General features: G+C 71.2%; 16 protein-coding genes. 6 read left to right on the forward strand and 10 right to left on the reverse strand.

All coding sequences use genetic code 11. From position 1 onward, the window contains the following. Position 1: 1 nt before the first annotated feature. Positions 2-1,408 carry a gluconate:H+ symporter gene (locus ACQUQD_RS32510; RefSeq protein ID WP_428955745.1) on the reverse strand — a complete coding sequence of 469 codons (1,407 nt, stop codon included), beginning with the start codon at positions 1,406-1,408 and terminating at the stop codon, positions 2-4. A 78-nt stretch (positions 1,409-1,486) separates the two neighbouring features. After that, positions 1,487-1,999, reverse strand: a complete 513-nt coding sequence (locus ACQUQD_RS32515) for a gluconokinase (RefSeq protein ID WP_428955746.1) — start codon at positions 1,997-1,999, stop codon at positions 1,487-1,489. A gap of 130 nt (positions 2,000-2,129) precedes the next feature. Between ACQUQD_RS32515 and ACQUQD_RS32520 the strand changes: the two genes are divergently transcribed. After that, positions 2,130-2,831, forward strand: coding sequence for a FadR/GntR family transcriptional regulator (locus ACQUQD_RS32520; RefSeq protein WP_428955747.1), 702 nt, complete (start codon positions 2,130-2,132; stop codon positions 2,829-2,831). Positions 2,832-2,852: 21 nt separating this feature from the next. Here the strand turns inward: ACQUQD_RS32520 and ACQUQD_RS32525 are convergent, their stop codons facing one another. The 8 genes from ACQUQD_RS32525 to ACQUQD_RS32560 form a co-directional block, all read right to left on the reverse strand. Beyond that, the gene (locus ACQUQD_RS32525; protein ID WP_428955748.1) at positions 2,853-3,260 is read right to left on the reverse strand and encodes a YchJ family protein; all 408 of its coding nucleotides are present in this window, start codon (positions 3,258-3,260) and stop codon (positions 2,853-2,855) included. Positions 3,261-3,269: 9 nt separating this feature from the next. Continuing rightward, the gene (locus ACQUQD_RS32530; RefSeq protein ID WP_428955749.1) at positions 3,270-5,603 is read right to left on the reverse strand and encodes a glycoside hydrolase family 3 N-terminal domain-containing protein; all 2,334 of its coding nucleotides are present in this window, start codon (positions 5,601-5,603) and stop codon (positions 3,270-3,272) included. Continuing rightward, positions 5,600-7,534: a glycoside hydrolase 5 family protein gene (locus tag ACQUQD_RS32535; RefSeq protein WP_428955750.1), complete on the reverse strand. Its 1,935-nt coding sequence runs from the start codon at positions 7,532-7,534 to the stop codon at positions 5,600-5,602. The genes ACQUQD_RS32530 and ACQUQD_RS32535 overlap by 4 nt, the downstream gene beginning before the upstream one ends. 35 nt (positions 7,535-7,569) lie before the next feature. Next, positions 7,570-8,622: a LacI family DNA-binding transcriptional regulator gene (locus ACQUQD_RS32540; protein WP_428955751.1), complete on the reverse strand. Its 1,053-nt coding sequence runs from the start codon at positions 8,620-8,622 to the stop codon at positions 7,570-7,572. Further along, a complete protein-coding gene (locus ACQUQD_RS32545) occupies positions 8,619-9,476 on the reverse strand; it encodes a carbohydrate ABC transporter permease (RefSeq protein WP_428955752.1) in 858 nt (285 codons plus the stop codon). The genes ACQUQD_RS32540 and ACQUQD_RS32545 overlap by 4 nt, the downstream gene beginning before the upstream one ends. A gap of 15 nt (positions 9,477-9,491) precedes the next feature. Continuing rightward, positions 9,492-10,430 (reverse strand): carbohydrate ABC transporter permease, encoded by a 939-nt coding sequence (locus ACQUQD_RS32550; RefSeq protein WP_428955753.1) that lies wholly within the window; start codon positions 10,428-10,430, stop codon positions 9,492-9,494. Positions 10,431-10,473: 43 nt separating this feature from the next. Beyond that, positions 10,474-11,766 (reverse strand): ABC transporter substrate-binding protein, encoded by a 1,293-nt coding sequence (locus ACQUQD_RS32555; protein ID WP_428955754.1) that lies wholly within the window; start codon positions 11,764-11,766, stop codon positions 10,474-10,476. Positions 11,767-11,934: 168 nt separating this feature from the next. Next, positions 11,935-12,861 carry an AraC family transcriptional regulator gene (locus tag ACQUQD_RS32560; protein WP_428955755.1) on the reverse strand — a complete coding sequence of 309 codons (927 nt, stop codon included), beginning with the start codon at positions 12,859-12,861 and terminating at the stop codon, positions 11,935-11,937. Positions 12,862-13,055: 194 nt separating this feature from the next. Between ACQUQD_RS32560 and tkt the strand changes: the two genes are divergently transcribed. The 5 genes from tkt to pgi are packed head-to-tail and all read left to right on the forward strand — an operon-like array spanning position 13,056 to position 20,545. Continuing rightward, the gene (gene tkt, locus ACQUQD_RS32565) at positions 13,056-15,152 is read left to right on the forward strand and encodes a transketolase (protein WP_428955756.1); all 2,097 of its coding nucleotides are present in this window, start codon (positions 13,056-13,058) and stop codon (positions 15,150-15,152) included. 42 nt (positions 15,153-15,194) lie between these two features. Continuing rightward, complete coding sequence (gene tal / locus ACQUQD_RS32570) at positions 15,195-16,331, forward strand: transaldolase (protein WP_428955757.1); 1,137 nt, start codon at positions 15,195-15,197, stop codon at positions 16,329-16,331. Continuing rightward, the gene (gene zwf / locus ACQUQD_RS32575) at positions 16,328-17,860 is read left to right on the forward strand and encodes a glucose-6-phosphate dehydrogenase (RefSeq protein WP_428955758.1); all 1,533 of its coding nucleotides are present in this window, start codon (positions 16,328-16,330) and stop codon (positions 17,858-17,860) included. The genes tal and zwf overlap by 4 nt, the downstream gene beginning before the upstream one ends. After that, positions 17,857-18,894: a glucose-6-phosphate dehydrogenase assembly protein OpcA gene (opcA, locus tag ACQUQD_RS32580; RefSeq protein ID WP_428955759.1), complete on the forward strand. Its 1,038-nt coding sequence runs from the start codon at positions 17,857-17,859 to the stop codon at positions 18,892-18,894. The genes zwf and opcA overlap by 4 nt, the downstream gene beginning before the upstream one ends. Further along, positions 18,887-20,545 carry a glucose-6-phosphate isomerase gene (gene pgi / locus ACQUQD_RS32585; protein WP_428955760.1) on the forward strand — a complete coding sequence of 553 codons (1,659 nt, stop codon included), beginning with the start codon at positions 18,887-18,889 and terminating at the stop codon, positions 20,543-20,545. Before opcA ends, pgi begins: the two co-directional genes overlap by 8 nt. Positions 20,546-20,550: the final 5 nt, after the last annotated feature.

Consider the following 20,550-nt stretch of genomic DNA (forward strand, 5'->3'; position numbering starts at 1 on the left):
CCTAGATGATCACGGACAGCAGCAGGACCAGGGCTCCCGCGACCACGGAGATGATCGTCTCCATGACCGACCAGGTCTTCACGGTCTGCCCGACCGTGAGCCCGAAGTACTCCTTGACCAGCCAGAAGCCCGCGTCGTTCACATGGCTGAAGAACAGCGAGCCCGCGCCGATCGCGAGGACGAGGAGCGCCGTGTGCGTGTCGGTCATCCCGGCCGCGAGCGGCGCGACCAGACCGGCGGCCGAGACCGTCGCGACGGTCGCCGAACCGGTGGCCAGGCGGATCACCACGGCGATCAGCCAGGCGAGCAGCAGCGTCGGGATCGACCAGTCCTTGGAGATGTCCAGGACCATCTGGCCGACGCCGGAGTCGATCAGGGTCTGCTTGAAGCCGCCGCCCGCGCCGACGATGAGGAGCACGCCCGCGATCGGGGCGAGCGACTTCTCGGTGGTGGACTGCAGCTTGCCCTTGGTGAAGCCGGCCGGACGGCCGAGGGTGAACATGCCCACGATGACGGCGGCGAGCAGCGCGATCAGCGGCGAGCCGATCACGTCGAAGACCCGCTGGACGGTGTGCTCGGGGTCGTCGACGATGATGTCGACGAGAGCCTTGGACAGCATCATCACGACGGGCAGCAGGATCGTCGCGACGGAGGCGCCGAAGCCGGGACGGTTCTCCAGCTCGTCCGAGGCGCGCGCCGGGATCATCTTCTCGGGCGCGGGGACGTCCACCCACTTGGCGGCGAACTTCGAGAACACCGGGCCGGCGACGATCACCGTCGGGATGGCGACGAGGACGCCGAGCGCGAGCGTGATGCCCAGGTTGGCCTTGACCGCGTCGATCGCGACGAGCGGGCCGGGGTGCGGCGGGATCAGACCGTGCATGACCGACAGGCCGGCGAGGGCCGGGATGCCGATGCGCATCAGCGAGTAGTTGCCGCGCTTGGCGACCATCAGGACGACGGGGATCAGCAGCACGATGCCGACCTCGAAGAACAGCGGCAGGCCGATCACGGAGGCGATCAGGACCATCGCCCAGGGCATGGCCTTGCCGCCGGACTTCCCCGCCTTGGCGAGGATCGTGTCGACGATCTGGTCGGCGCCGCCGGAGTCGGCGAGCAGCTTGCCGAGGATCGCGCCGAGCGCGATCAGCACACCCACACCGGCCACCGTGGAGCCGAGCCCCGCGGTGAAGCTGGTGATCACCTTGTCCAGCGGTGCCCCGGCGAACGCGCCGAGCGCGAGCGAGCCGACGGTCAGGGCCAGGAAGGCGTGGAGCTTGAACTTCGTGATGAGCAGGACGATGACGGCGATGCCCGCGAGGACGGCGATCCCGAGCTGGGCGTGGCCCGCGGAGGTGATCGGCTCGACGGCGTCCGCTGCCAGCATCTCGACGCTGAGTCTGGTCACGGTCTTATCCCTTGAACGTGGAGGGGGACTGAGAAGGGGAAGAAAGGGAGGGAAGGGGGGAAAGGGGAGTGCCGCGGGCTACTCGGAGTCGAGCGCGGCGAGGGCCCGTACGGCCCGGTCCGCGATCTCGTCCGGGGAACCCGACACGTCGACGTCGACGCCCGCCTCGTCCGCCGCGAGCGGCTGGAGCGTGGCGAACTGCGAGTCGAGCAGCGCGGTCGGCATGAAGTGGCCCTGCCGGTGGGACATCCGGTCCTCGATGAGCGCCCGGTCACCGGTGAGGTGGACGAAGACGAGGCCGGGTGCGGCGGCCCGGAGCCGGTCGCGGTAACTGCGCTTCAGCGCGGAGCTGCTGGCCACCCCGCCGAGCCCGGCGCGGCCGTGGGCCCACTCGCCGATGGCGTCCAGCCACGGCCAGCGGTCCTCGTCCGTGAGGGGCGTGCCGGCCGTCATCTTGGCGATGTTGGCCGGGGGGTGGAAGTCGTCGCCCTCGGCGTAGGGAACGCCGAGCCGCTCGGCGAGCAGGGGACCGATCGTTGTCTTGCCGGTGCCTGCCACGCCCATGACCACGACGACGTGGGGGGTACTCATCGCTGCCTCGCTGTCTTCATCGACATCGCTGTGTCACGTCACTGAAACCCAATAGGTCTGACTAATTCAAGAGCCTGTGACATAAAAGTCAGACTTTTTGTTGTCTGCGCCCGAACCGTACGCTGGCCCCATGACCACGAAGGACCGGGGGCTGCACGCCCGCGTACTGGACAGCCTCGGTCCCGCGATCACCGCGGGGGAGTACCCCGCGGGAAGCGTGTTGCGCACCGACGAACTCGCGCAGCGCTACGAGGTCTCGCGCTCGGTGATGCGCGAGGCGGTGCGGGTCCTGGAGTCCATGCACCTGGTCGCCTCCCGGCGCCGCGTCGGGGTGACCGTGCGGCCCGCCGGGGAGTGGAACGTCTACGACCCGCAGGTCATCCGCTGGCGGCTGGCCGGGGCCGACCGGCCCCGCCAGCTGCGCTCGCTCACGGTGCTGCGCTCGGCGGTCGAGCCGGTCGCCGCGGGGCTCGCCGCGCGGCACGCGTCCGCGGAGCAGTGCGCCGCGCTCACCGAGTGCGCGCTCGGCATGGTCGCCACGTCACGCGGCCAGCAGCTGGAGGCGTACCTCGTCCACGACATCGAGTTCCACCGGATCGTCCTCAACGCGTCGGGCAACGAGATGTTCGCCCATCTCGGCGACCTCGTCGCGGAGGTGCTCGCGGGCCGCACCCACCACCAGGTCATGTTCGAGGACCCGGACCCGGCGGCGGTCACCCTGCACGTGCAGGTCGCGGAGGCGGTGCGGGAGGGGAACGCGGAGCGCGCGGAGGCGCTCACACGGGAGATCGCGGCCGGGGCGCTGCAGGAGCTGGACATCCTGGCGCCCTGAGCCGCCGTGCGCGACGGGGTACTACTCGATGAAGTCCCCGTCGACGTACACCCACGCGCCGTCGACCCGCACGAACCGGCTGCGCTCGTGCAGCGACCCCGCACGGCCGCTGTCCTTGTAGCGGGCGCGGAAGGTGACGGTGCCCTTCTGGTGGAACGCGGAGCCCTCGGTGGTCTCCAGGATCTCCAGACCGGCCCAGGTGAGAGCGGGGTCGAAGTCGACGCCCGGCGGCCGGGTGTCCGGATGCCAGGTGCGCAGCAGGTACGCGGCGTCCCTGCGGGTGAAGGCGGCGTACCGGGAGCGCATCAGGGCCTCGGCACTGGGTGCGGCCGCCTGGCCGGAGTGGAAACGGCCGCAGCAGTCGGCGTAGGGGCGGGGGAGCCCGCAAGGGCAGGTGGGAGGAACGGTGGATCGAGCCATGCGCCCCATTGTTCCCGATCAAGCCCCTCCGGCGGTCGGGGAGCGGGGTCCGGAGCTGGGCCCCGTGATGCGGGCCCCCGGCCCGGCCCCGGCGGCCACGGTGAGCGACACCCCCTGGGTGCGGTCCGACGCCGGTCCGGTCTCCAGGGAGAACTCGCCCGGCTCCACGACGAGTTCCAGGTCGCGGCCGACCGACGCGAGCGTCTCCGAGGTCACCTCGAACGTCACGTCCCGCCGCTCGCCCGGCGCGAGAGCGACCTGAGTGAACCCGCGCAGCTCCCGCACCCGCGGCCACGACGAGCCGCCCGACACGCGCCGCACGTACAGCTGCACGGTCTCCCGCACGGCCGCACCGCCCGTGTTCTCGACAGTGACCGTGCAGGTCACCAGCGGGTCGGCGACGGACACGGCGGCCCGGCTCAGGCAGGGCGGGCCGTAGCCGACCGTCCCGTACGACAGGCCGTGCCCGAACGCGTACCGCGCGGTCGCCGGCTGATCGACATAGCCGCGGTAGCCGTGGTCCTTGGTGTTGTAGAAGACGGGGAGCTGGGCCGCCGAGCGCGGCACCGACACCGGGAGCCGGCCGGCCGGAGCCGCCGCGCCGAACAGGACATCGGCCACCGCCCGGCCGCCCCACGGACCCGGGTACCAGGCGCACAGCAGCGCCGCCGCCCGCCCGGAGAGATCGGGCAGCGCGTGCGGCCGTCCCTGCACCAGGACCGCCACGACCGGCGTCCCCGTCGCCGCGGCCGCGTCGAGCAGGGCCAACTGTCCTTCGGGCAGCGCGAGATCGGCCAGGTCCACGCCCTCGCCGCACGTCATGCCGACCGGGTTGCCGGACGACACGACGGCCGCGCCGTTCGCCTCGAACCGGGTGCCGTCCTCGCGGGCGCTCGATCCGCCGAGGACCAGCACCGCCACGTCCGCCGCGGCGGCCAGGGCGACCGCCCCGCCGAGCCCGGACCGGTCGCCGCCGACCAGCTCGCAGCCGCGCGCCCAGGTCACCTCGCGGCCGGGTCCGCCGGCGGTGCGGATCCCGTCGAGCACGGTGATCCCGGTGCCGGGACGCTGCGGCGCCGTGTAGTCGCCGATCTGCTGCGGCACCGAGTCGGCGTTCGGGCCGAGCACGGCGATCCGGCGCACGTCGGGGCCGAGCGGCAGGGTCCGTCCGTCGTGGTCGAGCAGCGTGACCGACTCCCGGGCGATCCGCTCGCTCAACTCCCGCGCAGTACCGGGCTGTTCCCGGTCGCCGACGTACGGCTGCTCGAACAGGCCGAGCCGGAACTTCAGCGCGAGCACCCGCCCCACCGCCACGTCCAGCGCCCCCTCGCCGACGAGCCCGCGCTCCACGGCCTCCCCGAGCCGCGGGAACGCCGAGTCCCACAGGCTCAGATCGGTCCCCGCCGCGAGCGCCATCGCCCCCGCCGCCACCGGATCGCCCGCGAGCCGCGCCAGCCGGTCGAGCGCGCACCCGTCCGCCATCACGATCCCGTCGAACTCCCAACGCTCCCGCAGGAGTCCGGTCAGCAGGTACGGGTTGGCCGCACACGGCAGGCCGTCGAACTCGTTGTACGCCGCCATCACCCCGGCCGCCCCGGCCCGCACCCCCGCCCGGGCCGCCGCCAGATGGATCTCGTGCAGCTCGCGCGGGCCCAGCTCGGTCGCCGCGCTGTTCCGCCCGCCGACCGTCGCGCCCTGGCCCGCGAAGTGCTTGAGCACCACGCCGACGCCCTGGGCGTGCATCCCGCGCACCAGCGCCTCGGTGAACCGGGCGGCCAGGTAGGGATCCTCGCCGAAGCACTCCTCGGCCCGGCCCCAGCGCGGGTCGCGCACCAGGTCGAGCGCGGAGACCAGCGCCAAGTGACCGCCGCGCGCGCGGAGTTCGGTGGCGACGGCGCTCGCCGCCGCCTCGTACAGGTCCGGGTCCCAGCTCGCGCCGACCGCCAGATTCACCGGCAGCACCGTGCCGTCGAGCGCCTGGTGCCCGTGCGGCACCTCCTCGGCCATCAGTACCGGGATGCCGAGCCGGGTCCCCTCCACCACGTGCCGCTGCACCGCGTCGGCGACGGCGGCCGCGTCCGCCGCCGTGATCCCGTCGGCGAACGTCACGCCCGACCACGGGTCGGCGCGCTGCAACCCGTACAGGGCGCCCATCCCGTCGTACGCCGCGACCTCGGCGCGGAAGGCGTCGGTCAGCCGGAACCCGCCCGCGGCCGTCCGCTCGTACGCGTGCCAGCCGTACAGGCGCTGGTTGACCTGCCCGACCTTCTCCGGGAGCGTCATCCGGCCCAGCAGGTCCCGCACCCGGTCGGGCACGGGCGCCGCCGGATCGCGGTACAGCGGCTCGCTCACCGCAGTTCCAGGACGCGGACGCCGAACGCGGGCAGGGTCACGTCGCCGACCGGCTCCCCGGAGTCCAGGGCGTGCAGCGTCCCCTCCGCCGCCGGGCGCACCGTGACCTCGTCCTCGGCCTGGCTGACCAGCCAGACGAACCGCCGCCCGTCCTCGTGCACCAGCACATCGGCCCCGACGAACGGATCGTCCACGGTCACCGCCCGCTTGGCACCGGCCAGTTCGGCGAGCGCCGCGTACAGCCGGTGCGTCTGCTCCGGGTTGACCCGGGCCGTGCGGGCGGCCATGTGCTCCAGCGGGTAGGTGGCGAGGACCGTGCGGCCGCGGCCCGTCTCGTGGCACAGCAGCGCCGGACGGCCGTGCGCGTCCACCGCGACGACCCGGGCGCCGCGCGGCACGACGGGCAGGTAGGCGCGGCTGTCCTCGTTGCCCGCGACCGGGAAACGCAGCGTCTCGCCCGCGCGGATGCCGCCGAAGTCCTCCTGGAACGTCATCTCCAGGACCTCGTCCTCGATCGGCTCCGCGACGCCGTACGACAGCTGCATCTCCACGCCGAACAGGCTGTCCAGGTCGTCGAACCAGGGGCCACGGGTGCCCGGGTGCTCGCCCGAGCAGAACGACAGGTAGACCGTCGCGCCCTCGTCCGCCCGGCGCTGCAGCGTCCGCCGCGTCCGCGTCGTCAACTGCCGGGTCGCGGGCAGGAGATACAGCTCCACGTCCTCCGCGATGCCGTCCGCCTCGCGGGTCAGGCCCACCGGCAGATCGGCGGCGCGCGCGGCCACGTACCCCTGATGCAGCGACGTGAAGATCAGCGGGCGGTCCGCCGGGCGGCTGTAGGGGTAGCCGCGCTCCAGGAACGCGGGCACGACCAGCGCCGCGCCCGCGTCCGCGCGACGGCACCGCGCGAAGTCGACGCCCTTCAACACCTCTGAGAATGAGGCGAGTTCACGCAGCGGAGCCTTCGGCGCGCCGGTGGAGTCCGTGATGCCGAAGTGCATCTCGAAGGGGTGGTGGTCGTACGGGGACCGGTCCCACAGGTCGTCGTAGTCCGTGTTGTTCCAGGCGATCCAGCCCGTCGCGCCGCCGAGCAGCGAATTGTGCAGGGTCTGCCGGTAGTACACGCCCGCGTTCTCGGCGGACACCGTGTCCGTCGACAGGCCGAACTCCTCCAGGACCACCGGCTGCCCGGTCACCGCGGCCAGCTCGCACTCGAACGCCGCCCGGTAGTGCTGGCGCGCCCGGTCCGTGTCCGAGCGGTAGACGTGCGGGCCGACGAAGTCGACGTACTCGGCGGTGTCGCGCAGCGAGAAGCCGTTGTCGCGGCCCGTCACCTCGATGCCCCACGCGCCGTCCCCCAGCGACACGGGCTGCGTGGCGCCGGCCGCGCGCACCGCGTTGCACATCGCCTGCGCCCACGCCGTCACGACATCGCTGTCGGGCGGGTCCACCTGGTAGATGCGGCCGTAGCCGGGCATCTCGTTCGTGATGAGCCAGCCGGTGACGGCCGGGTGGTCCTTGAAGCGGCGCGTCATCTGGGACGCGAACCAGGCCTGCCGGCCCACCATCCACACGTCCTCGTACAGATCCCGGCCGCCCCGCCAGGCCGGATCCCAGTTCTCGCCGGACATGTGCCCCACGATGAACGTCGGCACCGTGCCCATCCCCGACTCCCGGTGGGCGTCCAGGAAGTCGCGGAACCTCTCGCAGAGCTCCTCGTCGATCCGGTGCGGTTCGGGGTGGAAGTCCGGCCAGTAGAAGAACGAGCGGGTCATGTTCAGCCCGTGCTCGCGCAGCACCTCCAGCTCCTCGCGCACCACCTTCGGGTCGTAGTCGCGCCACATCAGGGGCCCGCCCGTGCGGGACCAGTAGTTGGCACCGAGCCAGGGCAGGACGGCGGCGTCGTGGGTCAGATGGGCGCTGTGGCGTCGCATGGTGGTACGGGTCTCCGTTGCTGAAGTGCGGGATGCTAGACGTCTGTTGTCACGGGTCCGGTCGACTCGCGGACGACCAGGCGTGGCCGGTCGTCGAGCCGCGCCGCGGGCAGGTCCTCACCGCACCGGGCGAGCAGCGTGCGGGCGGCGGCCGCGCCGACCCGCTGCACCTGCTGGTCGACGGTGGTCAGTCGCGGGTGCAGCCAGCGGCCGAGCGGCAGGTTGTCGTAGCCGACGACGGACAGGTCCTCCGGTACGCGCAGGCCCGCCCGCTGGGCGGTGCCGATGCCGCACACGGCCATCGAGTCGTTGGCGTAGACGATGGCGGTGGGCCGCGCGTCGGCGGCGAGCAGTTCCCGGGTCGCGGCCACGGCCGCGGCTTCCGAGAAGTCGGTGTGCCGCACGGCGGCGGGCGCGAGCCCGGCCGTCTCCAGGGTCTCCTCGAAGACCGCGAGGCGCAGCCGGGTGTGCTGGAGCTCCGCGGGACCGGCCACGTACGCGATCCGCGTGTGTCCCAACTCCCGCAGATGGTCGACGACTTCGTGCACACCCGCGCCCTGGTTGCCGAGCCCGACGACCGGCACGTCCGACTCCGGGTTCGGCGCGCCGAGCAGCACGGCGGGCAGGCCGAGGCGGGTCAGCAGCGCCGGACGCGGATCGTCGGCGCGGGCGTCCGTCAGCACCGCCCCGTCCACCCGCTTCTCGGCGGCGAGCCGCTCGTACAGCGCGCCCTCCTCCGCGACATCGGCGACCAGATGCAGCAGCAGACCGTAGCCGCGCGGCGCCAACTCGCCCTCTATGCCGGTGATCAGCTCACTGAAGTGCGGGTCCGCGCCCAGCACGTCGGTGGGCCTGCGCACCACCAGCGCGAGCGTGCGCGTCCGGGCGCTGCGCAGCGCCGTCGCCGACGCGCTCGGCGACCAGCCCAGCTCCAGGGCCGCGTCGAGGATCCGCTGCCGCGTCGCCTCGGCCAGCCGCCCCTTGTCGTTGAACGCCTGCGACACCGCCGCCGTCGACACGCCCGCCGCGGCCGCCACCGCCTTGATGGTCGGACGACCGGCCTTCTTCGTCGCTCGGGTCCCGCTCACATCTTCACCGCCCCACTGACCAGTGCCTGCTGCATCCGCTTCTGCAGCACCGTATAGACCACCCAGACCGGGACGAGCGTGAGGACGGTGCCGGCGGTCAGCACGCCGTAGTCCGTGCCGGTGATGGCCTTCAGCGTGGGCAGCGCCACCTGGACCGTGCGCTGCGCGGGGTCGGGCCCGATGATGACGAGGGAGTACAGGTACTCGTTCCAGAACGTCAGGAAGTTGAGCAGCAGCACCGTCGCGATGCCGGGCAGGCACATCGGCGTGTAGACGTGCCGCAGGACCGCGAACGTGGACGCGCCGTCCAGCCGGGCCGCCTCCTCCATCTCCTTCGGGATCGTCCGCATGAACTGCACCAGGATCACCACCGACAGCGGCATCGCCGTCGCCGGCAGGAACAGCACCATGAACGTCCGCGTGTGGAACAGACCGGTGGCCGCCGCCAGCAGGAACGTCGGGAACAGCGCCGCGAACGTCGGGATCAGGAAGCCCAGCGAGAACACCTTCTCCACCGCCGACGCGAGCCGCCCCGTCGAGCGGGCCAGCGCGAACGCCGCCGGGATCGCCAGCGCCAGGGTCAGGACCAGTGAGAAAACCGTCACCAGCGCCGAGTTGACGACCGCGAGCCCCAGGTCCGCGCTCTCGAAGGCGGTGGTGAAGTTCCCGAACCCGTACGACGACGGCAGCGCGAAGGGATGCGCGAAGATCTCGTCGTTCGTCTTGAACGCCGAGGCGATGAAGTAGTACAGCGGGATGACCAGCAGCACCGCGTACAGCCACACCAGGATGTGCGCGGGCAGCCAGGACCGGCCGAACCTCGAACGCTTCGAAGAGCTCACGGCAGACTTCATGGCGTACGGCTCCGATCAGTAGTTCTGGCGGAACGCACGCCGGATGGCGAGCAGTCCGACGAGGCCGACGAGGAAGAGAAGGACACCCACGGTCTGGCTGTAGCCGAGGTCCGCCGCGATGAACGCCTTCTGGTAGACGAGGAACGACAGCGTCGTCGACGAACTCCCGGGCCCGCCCTGCGTCAGCAGCAGCACGTGCTGCGCCGAGCCGAACAGCGTCCACAGGAACTGCAGCATCGTCACCACGCCCACGTAGTCCCGGATCACCGGGAAGTGGACGCGCCACATGGTCCGCCAGTGCCCGGCCCCGTCCAGCTGCGCCGCCTCGCCCAGCTCGTCCGGCACACTGCCGAGCCGCGCCGCGAACAGCACCGCCGTGAAGCCGATCCCGGCCCAGATGTCGAGCGCGATCAGACACGCCAGCGCCGTCGACGGCGAGGCCAGCCACGCGTCGGCGAGCGACCCGAGCCCGACCGCCTCCAGCCCCCCGTTCACCAGCCCGTCGGGGGAGAGGGCGGCGTAGAAGACCATCGCCTTCGCCGGAGTCGAGATCAGCCCCGGGACGAAGAGGAGATAGCGGATCACGCGATGCCCGGGCGGCTTCTGCGCCACGTAATAGCCCAGCATGTACGCGCACACCACCATCACCGGGATGGCGACGACGAGCTGGATCGCGGTGTTGCTCACCGCGTCCCAGAACACCGGGTCGTCGAAGACCGCGCGCACGTTGTCCAGCCCGGCGAACGACACCGGCTGCAGCATGCCCGGCCAGTGCAGCGCCGCCACGACGAAGATGGCGACCAGCGGGCCGACCATGAACACCAGGTACCAGACGAGTGCGGGCAGCGCGAGGATCGTGCCGCCCTGCCGGCGCGGGCGCCTGCCGGGGGCCGAGGAAGGCGGGGTGGGGCGGCGGACCGCGGCCTCGCCCGCTGTCGACGTCAGCGTCGTCATGAGCAACTCCCTTACGCGAGAGAAGAGATGAGGGGGCGGGCGGTCAGGCGCCGCGGTAGGCGGCTTCGAGCACCGAACGGACCTTGGCCGCACTCGTGCCACGGGTGAACGACGTACTCGTCGCGGTGATCAGCGGCTGTGTCGCGGGCGGCGGCACGAACAGGTCGGGCAGCAGCACCTGACCCACGTCGGAACCGAGCCGCTGCGCCGCGGCGACCAGCGGGAAGTCCGTGCTCACCGCGTCCGAGCGCAGCGCCATGTCGCGCCCGGACTCCTTGATGAACCGGGCCACCGTGTCCTCGCGGTAGAAGAACTTCAGGAACTTCTCGACCGCGTCGATCTTCTTCGTGCCGTTCGGGCTGATCCAGAAGCCGATCAGGGTGTACGTGCGCAGGATCGTCGGCTTGTCGTGCGCCGCGCCCGGCGCCAGCGGCCAGCCGCCCACGTCCGTGTGGCGCGCCACCGCCTCCGGCACCTTCGCGAGCGCCGACGACATCGCCGACTGCATCGCCGCGGCCTGCGTGTTGAACTGCGTCGTCATCGTGTCCGACGTCAGGCCCTGCGCCTTGTCGGCGAAGACCCCGGCGTCCCGCAGCTCGACGAAGTAGTCGATGCCCCGGCGTGCCCCGCGGCTTCCGCTGAAGTCACCCGTCTCGTAGACGTGCCGCGCCTCGTCCTCGCTGAGGAACGTCTGGATGATCTGCGCGAGCAGCTTCTGCCCGGTCCAGTCGTTGCCGCCGGTCGTCACGGGCGCGATGCCCTTCTTGCGCAGCTTCCCCGCGGCGGCGATGAGTTCGTCGCCGGTGACGGGGATCCGGTCGACGCCCGCCTTGTCGAGCAGGGCCCGGTTGAAGGCGATCGGCCAGTTCGTCGCGAAGTACGGGAAGGCGCGCAGCCGGCCCTTGCCGTCCGTCCAGGCGTCCAGGGCGACGGGCAGCACGCGCTCGCGCAGGCCCCAGTCGTCGAGGTGCCCCTTGACATCGACAGTGGCGCCGACGTCCGTCCAGGCCAGGGTCTTGTCGTACAGGTTGACCATCACGACGTCCGGCTCCTTGCGGGCCAGCCGTGAGGTCTCGTAGACCTGCGCGAGGTCGTCGCCGTTCACGAGGTTGCGGACCTTGAGGCCCGGGTTCTCCTTGCGGAACCGGTCCAGCGCCGAGAGGTAGGTGGGCGATCCGGGGGCGGTGGTGCCGAGCTGGCTGTGCACCACGAGCGTGTCGGGATCGTCGTCGGCCGCGGCGAGGGAGGAGCAGCCGGACAGTGCGGGCAGGGCGGAGGCGGTGGCGAGCGCGCCACCGGCGGCGAGGAAACCGCGCCGACTCAGTGTCGAGGGCACAGCGGTATGTCTCCAACCATGAGGGCCGGGGAAGCCAGGAGAGTCATGAATGGTTAATCGATATACCTGCGGGGGTGCGAGCACCGTACGAGGCGCCGGGGGAACGGTCAACCCCCCGTTGCGCATGCTGAAACGGGGGGTTGCGGGGAGGTGCGGTGCGGGTGCGGCTCAGACCTGCTCGGCCCGGAAGGCGGCCGGGGTCGCCCCCGTGTGCTGCTGGAAGAACTTGGAGAAGTTGGCCGAGTCGCCGAAGCCGACCGCGGCCCCGATCCGTCCCACCGGCAGCTCCGTGTGGGCGAGCAGCCGCTTCGCCTCCAGGATCACGCGCCGGTCGATGAAGGCCTTCGGGGTCTGTCCGGTCGCCGCCCGTACGGCGCGGACCAGAGTGCGGCGCGAGTAGCCGAGCTCGTCGGCGTACGCGCTGACGCTGTGGTTCGTGGTGAAGCCCTGCTCGACCGCCGTGCGGAACCGGGTGAACGTGGTGTCCGGCTGCGGCTCGCAGCTGTCGGCCGCCGCCTGTGCCGACACATGCGCCACGCGCAGCATGAAGGCCGTCAGCGAGTGCCGCAGCACCGACGTGTGCAGGCTCAGCGGCAGGGTCGAGGTGTCCAGGTACTCGCGCTGCAACTGCTCCAACGAGGCTTCCAAAGCGGCGAGTTGGGGCGCGTCGGGGCGGAGCAGCGGCGGCCGGTCGTAGCGGTACATGCCGGTCGCCTCGACGATGGCGCGGGGCAGGAAGCCGGGCTGCATCGTGAGGGCCGTGCCGACGTACGGCTCGGTCGTCGAGAAGCCGTGCACCTGGCCCGGCCGGATCCACAGGATGTCCCCGGCGGCCACCTCGTGCTCCGTGAAGTCGATCATGTGACGGACCGGCCCCTCGCGGAAGAACAGCAGGACGTGGAAGTCGATGCGGTGCACGCGCCGCGAAAGTCCCACACCGCCGGCCCAAGGTCCCTCGGTGCCCATCGGGCCGACCTGCATCCCGACGCCGGAGACGCTCGCGCTCGGGTCGAAGGGGTAGGTGCGGATGTGCGCTCGATCCGCGGGGAGTGCTCCCAGATGTGCGCTCGTCTGCGCGGCGCTCTGCTCCGACATCCGTTTTCCTCGACCTCTACCGACTTCGCTTGCGTCCCGTGTCCCATTTTCACCGAACGCTGGCACGGGGGCACCTACCGAGCGAAAAGTATGACCTTTAACGTCGTAGGTGGTTCGACCAGGGACTTTAGCCCTGGACGGGCAGTGCCCTTCGGCACAGCAAGAGCACCACGGATGCGAAGGAAGTCATACAGATGAGCACGCAGACACCGGACGGCCTCGACCCCTTCGCGGGCCCCTTCGAGTGGTCCGAACTCGACCAGCGTGCCGTCGACACCGCCCGCCTCCTGGCGGCCGATGCCGTGCAGCAGGTCGGCAACGGGCACCCCGGCACGGCCATGAGCCTGGCCCCCGCCGCGTACACGATCTTCCAGAAGGCCATGCGGCACGACCCGGCCGACCCGGAGTGGACGGGCCGCGACCGCTTCGTCCTCTCGCCCGGCCACACCAGCCTCACCCTCTACACGCAGCTCTTCCTGGCCGGCTACGAGCTGGAGCTCGACGACCTGAAGGCGTTCCGGACGCAGGGTTCGAAGACGCCGGGCCACCCCGAGTACGGCCACACCGCGGGCGTCGAGACCACCACCGGACCGCTCGGCCAGGGCGTCGCCAACGCCGTCGGCATGGCGATGGCCGCCCGCTACGAGCGCGGTCTGTTCGACCCCGAGGCCCCCGAGGGCGCCAGCCCCTTCGACCACACCATCTGGGCGATCGTCTCCGACGGCGACCTGGAGGAGGGCGTCTCCGCCGAGGCCTCCTCGCTCGCCGGCCACCAGAAGCTCGGCAACCTCGTCTTCGTCTACGACGACAACCACATCTCCATCGAGGGCGACACCGCGACCGCCTTCTCCGAGGACGTGCTGGGGCGCTACGAGGCCTACGGCTGGCACGTCCAGCGCATCACGCCGCAGGCCGACGGCGACGTCGACGTGAAGGCCCTGTACGAGGCCCTCGCCGCCGCCAAGGCCGAGACGGAGCGCCCGTCCATCATCGCGATGCGCACGATCATCGCCTGGCCCGCCCCGACCAAGCAGAACACCGAGGGCTCCCACGGCTCCGCGCTGGGCGCCGACGAGATCGCGGCCACCAAGCGCGTCCTCGGCTTCGACCCCGAGCAGACCTTCATCGTCGAGGACGAGGTCGTCGCCCACAGCCGCAAGGCCCTGGACCGCGGCGCCGAGGCGCACGCCGCCTGGGACAAGCAGCTCGGCGCCTGGCGCACCGACAACCCCGAGCGCTCGAAGCTGCTCGACCGGATCGTCGCCGGCCGGCTGCCCGAGGGCTGGGAGCAGGCGCTGCCCGCCTTCGAGACCGGCACGAAGATCGCCACGCGCGCCGCGTCCGGCAAGGTCCTGCAGGCGCTCGGCCCGGTCATCCCCGAGCTGTGGGGCGGCTCCGCCGACCTCGCCGGCTCGAACAACACCACCATCGACAAGACGTCGTCCTTCCTGCCGAAGGGCAACCCGCTGCCGGAGGCCGACCCCTACGGCCGCACCGTCCACTTCGGCATCCGCGAGTTCTCGATGGCCGCGGAGATGAACGGCATCGCGCTGCACGGCAACACCCGTATCTACGGCGGCACGTTCCTGGTCTTCTCCGACTACATGCGCAACGCGGTCCGCATGTCCGCGCTGATGCAGCTGCCCGTCACCTACGTCTGGACCCACGACTCCGTCGGTCTCGGCGAGGACGGCCCGACGCACCAGCCGGTCGAGCACCTCGCCTCCCTGCGCGCCATCCCCGGCCTCAACGTGGTCCGCCCGGCCGACGCCAACGAGACCGTCATTGCCTGGCGCGAGATCCTGCGCCGCGGCTCGGTCAAGCCGGCCCCGCACGGCCTCGCGCTCTCCCGTCAGGGCCTGCCCACCTACGAGGCCAACGAGCTGGCCGCGAAGGGCGGTTACGTGCTCGCCGAGGCCTCGAAGGAGACCCCGGACGTCATCCTGATCGCCACCGGTTCCGAGGTGCAGCTCGCCGTCGCCGCGCGCGAGGCGCTGGAGGCCGAGGGCGTCGCCACCCGCGTCGTGTCGATGCCGTCCGTCGAGTGGTTCGAGGAGCAGCCGAAGGAGTACCGCGACAGCGTCCTGCCGCCCGCCGTCAAGGCCCGCGTCGCCGTCGAGGCCGGCATCGGCCTGACCTGGTACCGCTTCGTCGGGGACGCCGGCCGCATCGTCTCCCTGGAGCACTTCGGCGCCTCCGCGGACGCCGATGTCCTCTTCCGCGAGTTCGGCTTCACCGCCGAGAACGTCGCCGCCCAGGCCCGGGAATCCCTGGCCGCCGCCCGCGCTTGATCAGTACGCAGTAAGTACGCCAGAAAGAAGATGAAGAAGAACATGAGCAACGCCGCCTCCTCCCCGTCGGCCCTGAAGTCCCTCTCCGACGAAGGCGTTTCCATCTGGCTGGACGACCTGTCCCGCAAGCGCATCGAGTCCGGCAACCTCGCCGGGCTCATCGAGAACAGCCACGTCGTGGGCGTCACCACGAACCCCTCGATCTTCCAGGCCGCCATCGGCTCCGGCGAGGGCTACGAGGACCAGCTCGCCGACCTGGCCGTCCGCGAGGTCACCGTCGACGAGGCCGTCCGCATGATGACGACGGCCGACGTCCGCGCCGCCGCCGACATCCTGCGCCCCGTGTTCGACGCGACGCAGGGCCGCGACGGCCGCGTCTCCATCGAGGTCGACCCGCGCCTGGCCCACGAGACCGCGGCCACGATCGCCGAGGCCAAGCAGCTCGCCTGGCTCGTCGACCGCCCGAACGTCATGATCAAGATCCCGGCGACGAAGGCGGGCCTGCCGGCCATCACCGAGGTCATCGGCCTCGGCATCTCCGTCAACGTCACGCTGATCTTCTCCCTCGACCGCTACAAGGCCGTCATGGACGCCTACCTCGCGGGCCTGGAGAAGGCGCACCGGCGCGGCATCGACCTCTCCACGATCCACTCGGTCGCCTCCTTCTTCGTCTCGCGCGTCGACGCCGAGATCGACAAGCGCCTCGACAAGATCGGTACCGACGAGGCCAAGGGCCTCAAGGGCCGGGCCGCGCTCGCCAACGCCCGTCTCGCCTACGAGGCGTACGAGCAGGTCTTCGCCACCGGGCGGGCCACCGAGCTGGAGGCCGCCGGCGCCCACAAGCAGCGCCCGCTGTGGGCCTCGACCGGCGTCAAGGACCCCGCGTACAAGGACACCCTGTACGTCGACGAGCTGGTCGCCCCCGGCACCGTCAACACCATGCCGGAAGGCACCCTGAACGCCACCGCCGACCACGGCGAGATCACCGGCGACACCATCACCGGCGGCTACGCCCAGGCCCGCACCGACCTCGCGGCCGTCGAGATGCTCGGCATCTCCTACGACCAGGTCGTCCAGCAGCTCGAGGACGAGGCCGTCGCCAAGTTCGAGATCTCCTGGAACGACCTGCTCGGCACGGTCGCCGACCGCCTCGCCGGCAAGGAAGGTGCCTCCAAGTGAGCGTCACCGCCTGGCAGAACCCGCTGAGGGACCCCCGCGACCGGCGTCTGCCGCGCATCGCGGGCCCCTCCGGGCTCGTCATCTTCGGCGTCACCGGCGACCTGTCCCGCAAGAAGCTGATGCCGGCCGTCTACGACCTCGCCAACCGCGGTCTGCTCCCGCCGGGCTTCTCGCTCCTCGGGTTCGCCCGCCGCGAGTGGGAGGACCAGGACTTCGCGCAGGTCGTCCACGACTCGGTGCGCGAGCACGCCCGCACGCCCTTCCGTGAGGAGGTCTGGGCCCAGCTCGCCGAGGGCATGCGCTTCATCCCGGGCGACTTCGACGACGACACCGCGTTCAAGCAGCTGCGCGACGCCGTCGACGAGCTGGACGAGAAGCGCGGCACGAGCGGCAACTACGCCTTCTACCTCTCGGTCCCGCCGAAGTTCTTCCCGAAGGTCGTGCAGCAGCTCAAGAAGCACGGCCTCGCCGACGCCCCCGAGGGCTCCTGGCGGCGCGCCGTCATCGAGAAGCCCTTCGGCCACGACATGACGTCGGCCAAGGAGCTCAACCGGATCGTCCACGACGTCTTCTCGCCCGAGCAGGTCTTCCGGATCGACCACTACCTCGGCAAGGAGACCGTCCAGAACATCCTGGCGCTCCGCTTCGCCAACCAGATGTACGAGCCGATCTGGAACCGGTCGTACGTCGACCACGTGCAGATCACGATGGCCGAGGACATCGGCATCGGCGGCCGCGCCGGCTACTACGACGGCATCGGCGCCGCCCGCGACGTCATCCAGAACCACCTGCTCCAGCTGATGGCCCTCACGGCCATGGAGGAGCCGGCCGCGTTCGACGCCGAGTCGCTCGTGACGGAGAAGCTCAAGGTCCTCAAGTCCGTGCGGCTTCCCGCCGACCTGGGCGCGTCCACGGTCCGCGCGCAGTACGCCGAGGGCTGGCAGGGCGGCGAGCGGGTCAAGGGCTACCTCCAGGAAGACGGCATCGACCCCAGGTCGAAGACCGACACCTATGCCGCCGTGAAGCTGGAGATCGACAACCGCCGCTGGGCGGGCGTCCCCTTCTACCTGCGCACCGGCAAGCGCCTGGGCCGCCGCGTCACCGAGATCGCGGTCGTCTTCCAGCGCGCCCCGCACTCCCCGTTCGACTCCACCGCCACCGAGGAACTCGGCCAGAACGCGGTCGTCATCCGCGTCCAGCCCGACGAGGGCATGACCGTACGCTTCGGGTCGAAGGTCCCGGGTACCTCGATGGAGATCCGCGACGTCTCCATGGACTTCGCTTACGGCGAGTCGTTCACGGAGTCCAGTCCGGAGGCGTACGAGCGTCTGATCCTGGACGTGCTGCTGGGCGACGCCAACCTCTTCCCGCGCACGGAAGAGGTGGAGGAGTCCTGGCGCATCCTCGACCCCATCGAGGAGAACTGGGACGAGCATGGCAGGCCCGCCCAGTACGCCTCGGGAAGCTGGGGGCCGAAGGAAGCGGACGAGATGCTCGCACGAGACGGACGGAGCTGGCGCAGGCCATGAAGATCGACCTGACCGACACCACGGCAAGCAAGATCAACAAGGCGCTCGTGCAAGGGCGCCGGGCCATCGGGACGCCCGCCGTGGGCATGGTCCTGACGATGGTCATCGTCACCGACGAGGAGAACGCGTACGACGCGACGAAGGCCGCCCAGGAGGCGTCCCGCGAGCACCCGTCGCGCACCCTCGTCGTCATCAAGCGCACCGCGCGCTCGCCGCGCGACCGGCAGGGCAACCGCCTCGACGCGGAGGTCCGGGTCGGCTCCGACGCCGGCACCGGCGAGACCGTGATCCTGCGGCTGTACGGCGAGGTCAGCAAGCACGCCGACTCCGTCGTGCTGCCGCTGCTGCTGCCCGACGCCCCGGTCGTCGTGTGGTGGCCGGTCGACGCGCCCGAGGTGCCCGCGGGGGACCCGCTCGGCGCGCTCGCCGCCCGCCGCATCACCGACGCGTACGCCGTCGAGGACCCGATCGCCGCGCTCACCGACCGCGCCAAGTCCTACGCGCCGGGCGACACCGACCTGGCCTGGACCCGGCTCACGCCGTGGCGCTCCATGCTGGCCGCCGCCCTCGACCAGGCCCGCGCCGACATCGTCTCCGCGGCCGTCGAGTCCGAGGCCGAGAACCCCAGCGCCGAACTGCTCGCACGCTGGCTCGGCACCCGGCTCGGCGTCCAGGTCGAGCGGGTCACCACGGCCGGCCCCGTCGTCACCGCGGTCCGCCTCGGCACGCCGAACGGCGAGATCCGCATCGACCGCCCCGACGGCCCCCTCGCCACCCTGTCCCTGCCCGGTCAGCCGGAGCGCACCCTCGCCCTGAAGGTCCGCTCCACCGCCGAGCTGATCGCCGAGGAGCTCCGCCGCCTCGACGCCGACGAGATGTACGCCGTCGCGCTGCACGGGGACGCCACGGGCGCCTCCGGCCCGAAGGACGCGAAGGCCTCCTCCGAGGACGCGAAGGCCTCCTCCGAGGACACGAAGGACACGAAGGCGACGAAGGCCACCAAGGCTTCCAAGGAGTCCGTTCACCATGCCTGACACCACCCCCCTCCTGACGCGCCGCCCGCAGTGGACCGCCCTGGAGGACCACCGCGCCAAGTTCAACGGCACGCACCTGCGCGACCTGTTCGCCACCGACCCGGCGCGCGCCGAGCGCTACCGCGTCCAGGTCGGCGACCTGCACATCGACTACTCCAAGCACCTGGTCACGGACGAGACGCTCGCCCTCCTCCAGGAACTGGCCACCGCCACCGACGTGTTCGGGCAGCGCGACGCCATGTTCCGCGGCGAGAAGATCAACACGACCGAGGACCGCGCCGTGCTGCACACGGCGCTGCGCGCCCCGGCCGACGCCGTGATCGAGGTCGACGGCGAGAACGTCGTTCCGAAGGTGCACGCCGTGCTCGGCACGATGGCCGCCTTCGCCGACAAGGTCCGCTCCGGCGAGTGGACCGGCCACACCGGCAAGCGCATCAAGAACGTCGTGAACGTCGGCATCGGCGGCTCCGACCTGGGTCCCGCGATGGCGTACGAGGCCCTGCGCCCGTACACCGCACGGGACCTGACGTTCCGCTTCGTGTCGAACGTCGACGGCGCCGACCTGCACGAGGCCGTCCGCGACCTCGACCCGGCCGAGACGCTCTTCATCATCGCGTCGAAGACCTTCACCACCATCGAGACGATCACCAACGCCAAGGCCGCCCGGTCCTGGCTGCTGGCGTCCCTCGGTGACGACGCCGCCGTCGCCAAGCACTTCGTCGCCCTGTCGACGAACGCCGAGAAGGTCTCCGACTTCGGCATCGACACGGCCAACATGTTCGAGTTCTGGGACTGGGTCGGCGGCCGCTACTCCTTCGACTCGGCCATCGGCCTGTCCCTGATGATCGCGATCGGCCCGGACGCGTTCCGCGAGCTGCTCGACGGCTTCCACCTGGTCGACGAGCACTTCCGCACGGCGCCGGCCGAGGCCAACGCGCCGCTGCTGCTCGGCCTGCTGGGCATCTGGTACGGCAACTTCCACGGCGCCCAGTCGCACGCGGTCCTGCCGTACTCGCACTACCTGTCCAAGTTCACCGCGTACCTCCAGCAGCTCGACATGGAGTCCAACGGCAAGTCCGTGGACCGCGAGGGCCGCCCCGTGGAGTGGCAGACCGGACCGGTGGTGTGGGGCACGCCCGGCACCAACGGCCAGCACGCCTACTACCAGCTGATCCACCAGGGCACGAAGCTGATCCCGGCGGACCTCATCGGATTCGCGAAGCCGGTCGAGGAGCTCGGTGAACTCGCCGGCCAGCACGACCTGTTGATGGCCAACCTGTTCGCCCAGGGCCAGGCGCTCGCCTTCGGCAAGACGCCCGACGAGGTGCGCGCGGAGGGGGTGGCCGAGGAGCTGGTGCCGCACAAGACGTTCAAGGGCAACCACCCGACCACCACGATCCTGGCGAAGGAACTGACCCCGTCGGTCCTCGGCCAGCTCATCGCCCTCTACGAGCAGAAGGTCTTCGTCCAGGGCGCGGTCTGGAACATCGACTCCTTCGACCAGTGGGGCGTCGAACTCGGCAAGGTCCTCGCCAAGCGCGTCGAGCCCGCCCTCACGGAGGGCGCGGAGGTCCCCGGCCTCGACGCCTCCACCCAGTCCCTGGTCTCCACCTACCGCGCCCTGCGCGGCCGTACCACTGAAGGTAAGTGAACTGA

The organism is Streptomyces sp. cg35, from assembly GCF_050410835.1.
In the GTDB taxonomy this organism is placed as follows: domain Bacteria; phylum Actinomycetota; class Actinomycetes; order Streptomycetales; family Streptomycetaceae; genus Streptomyces.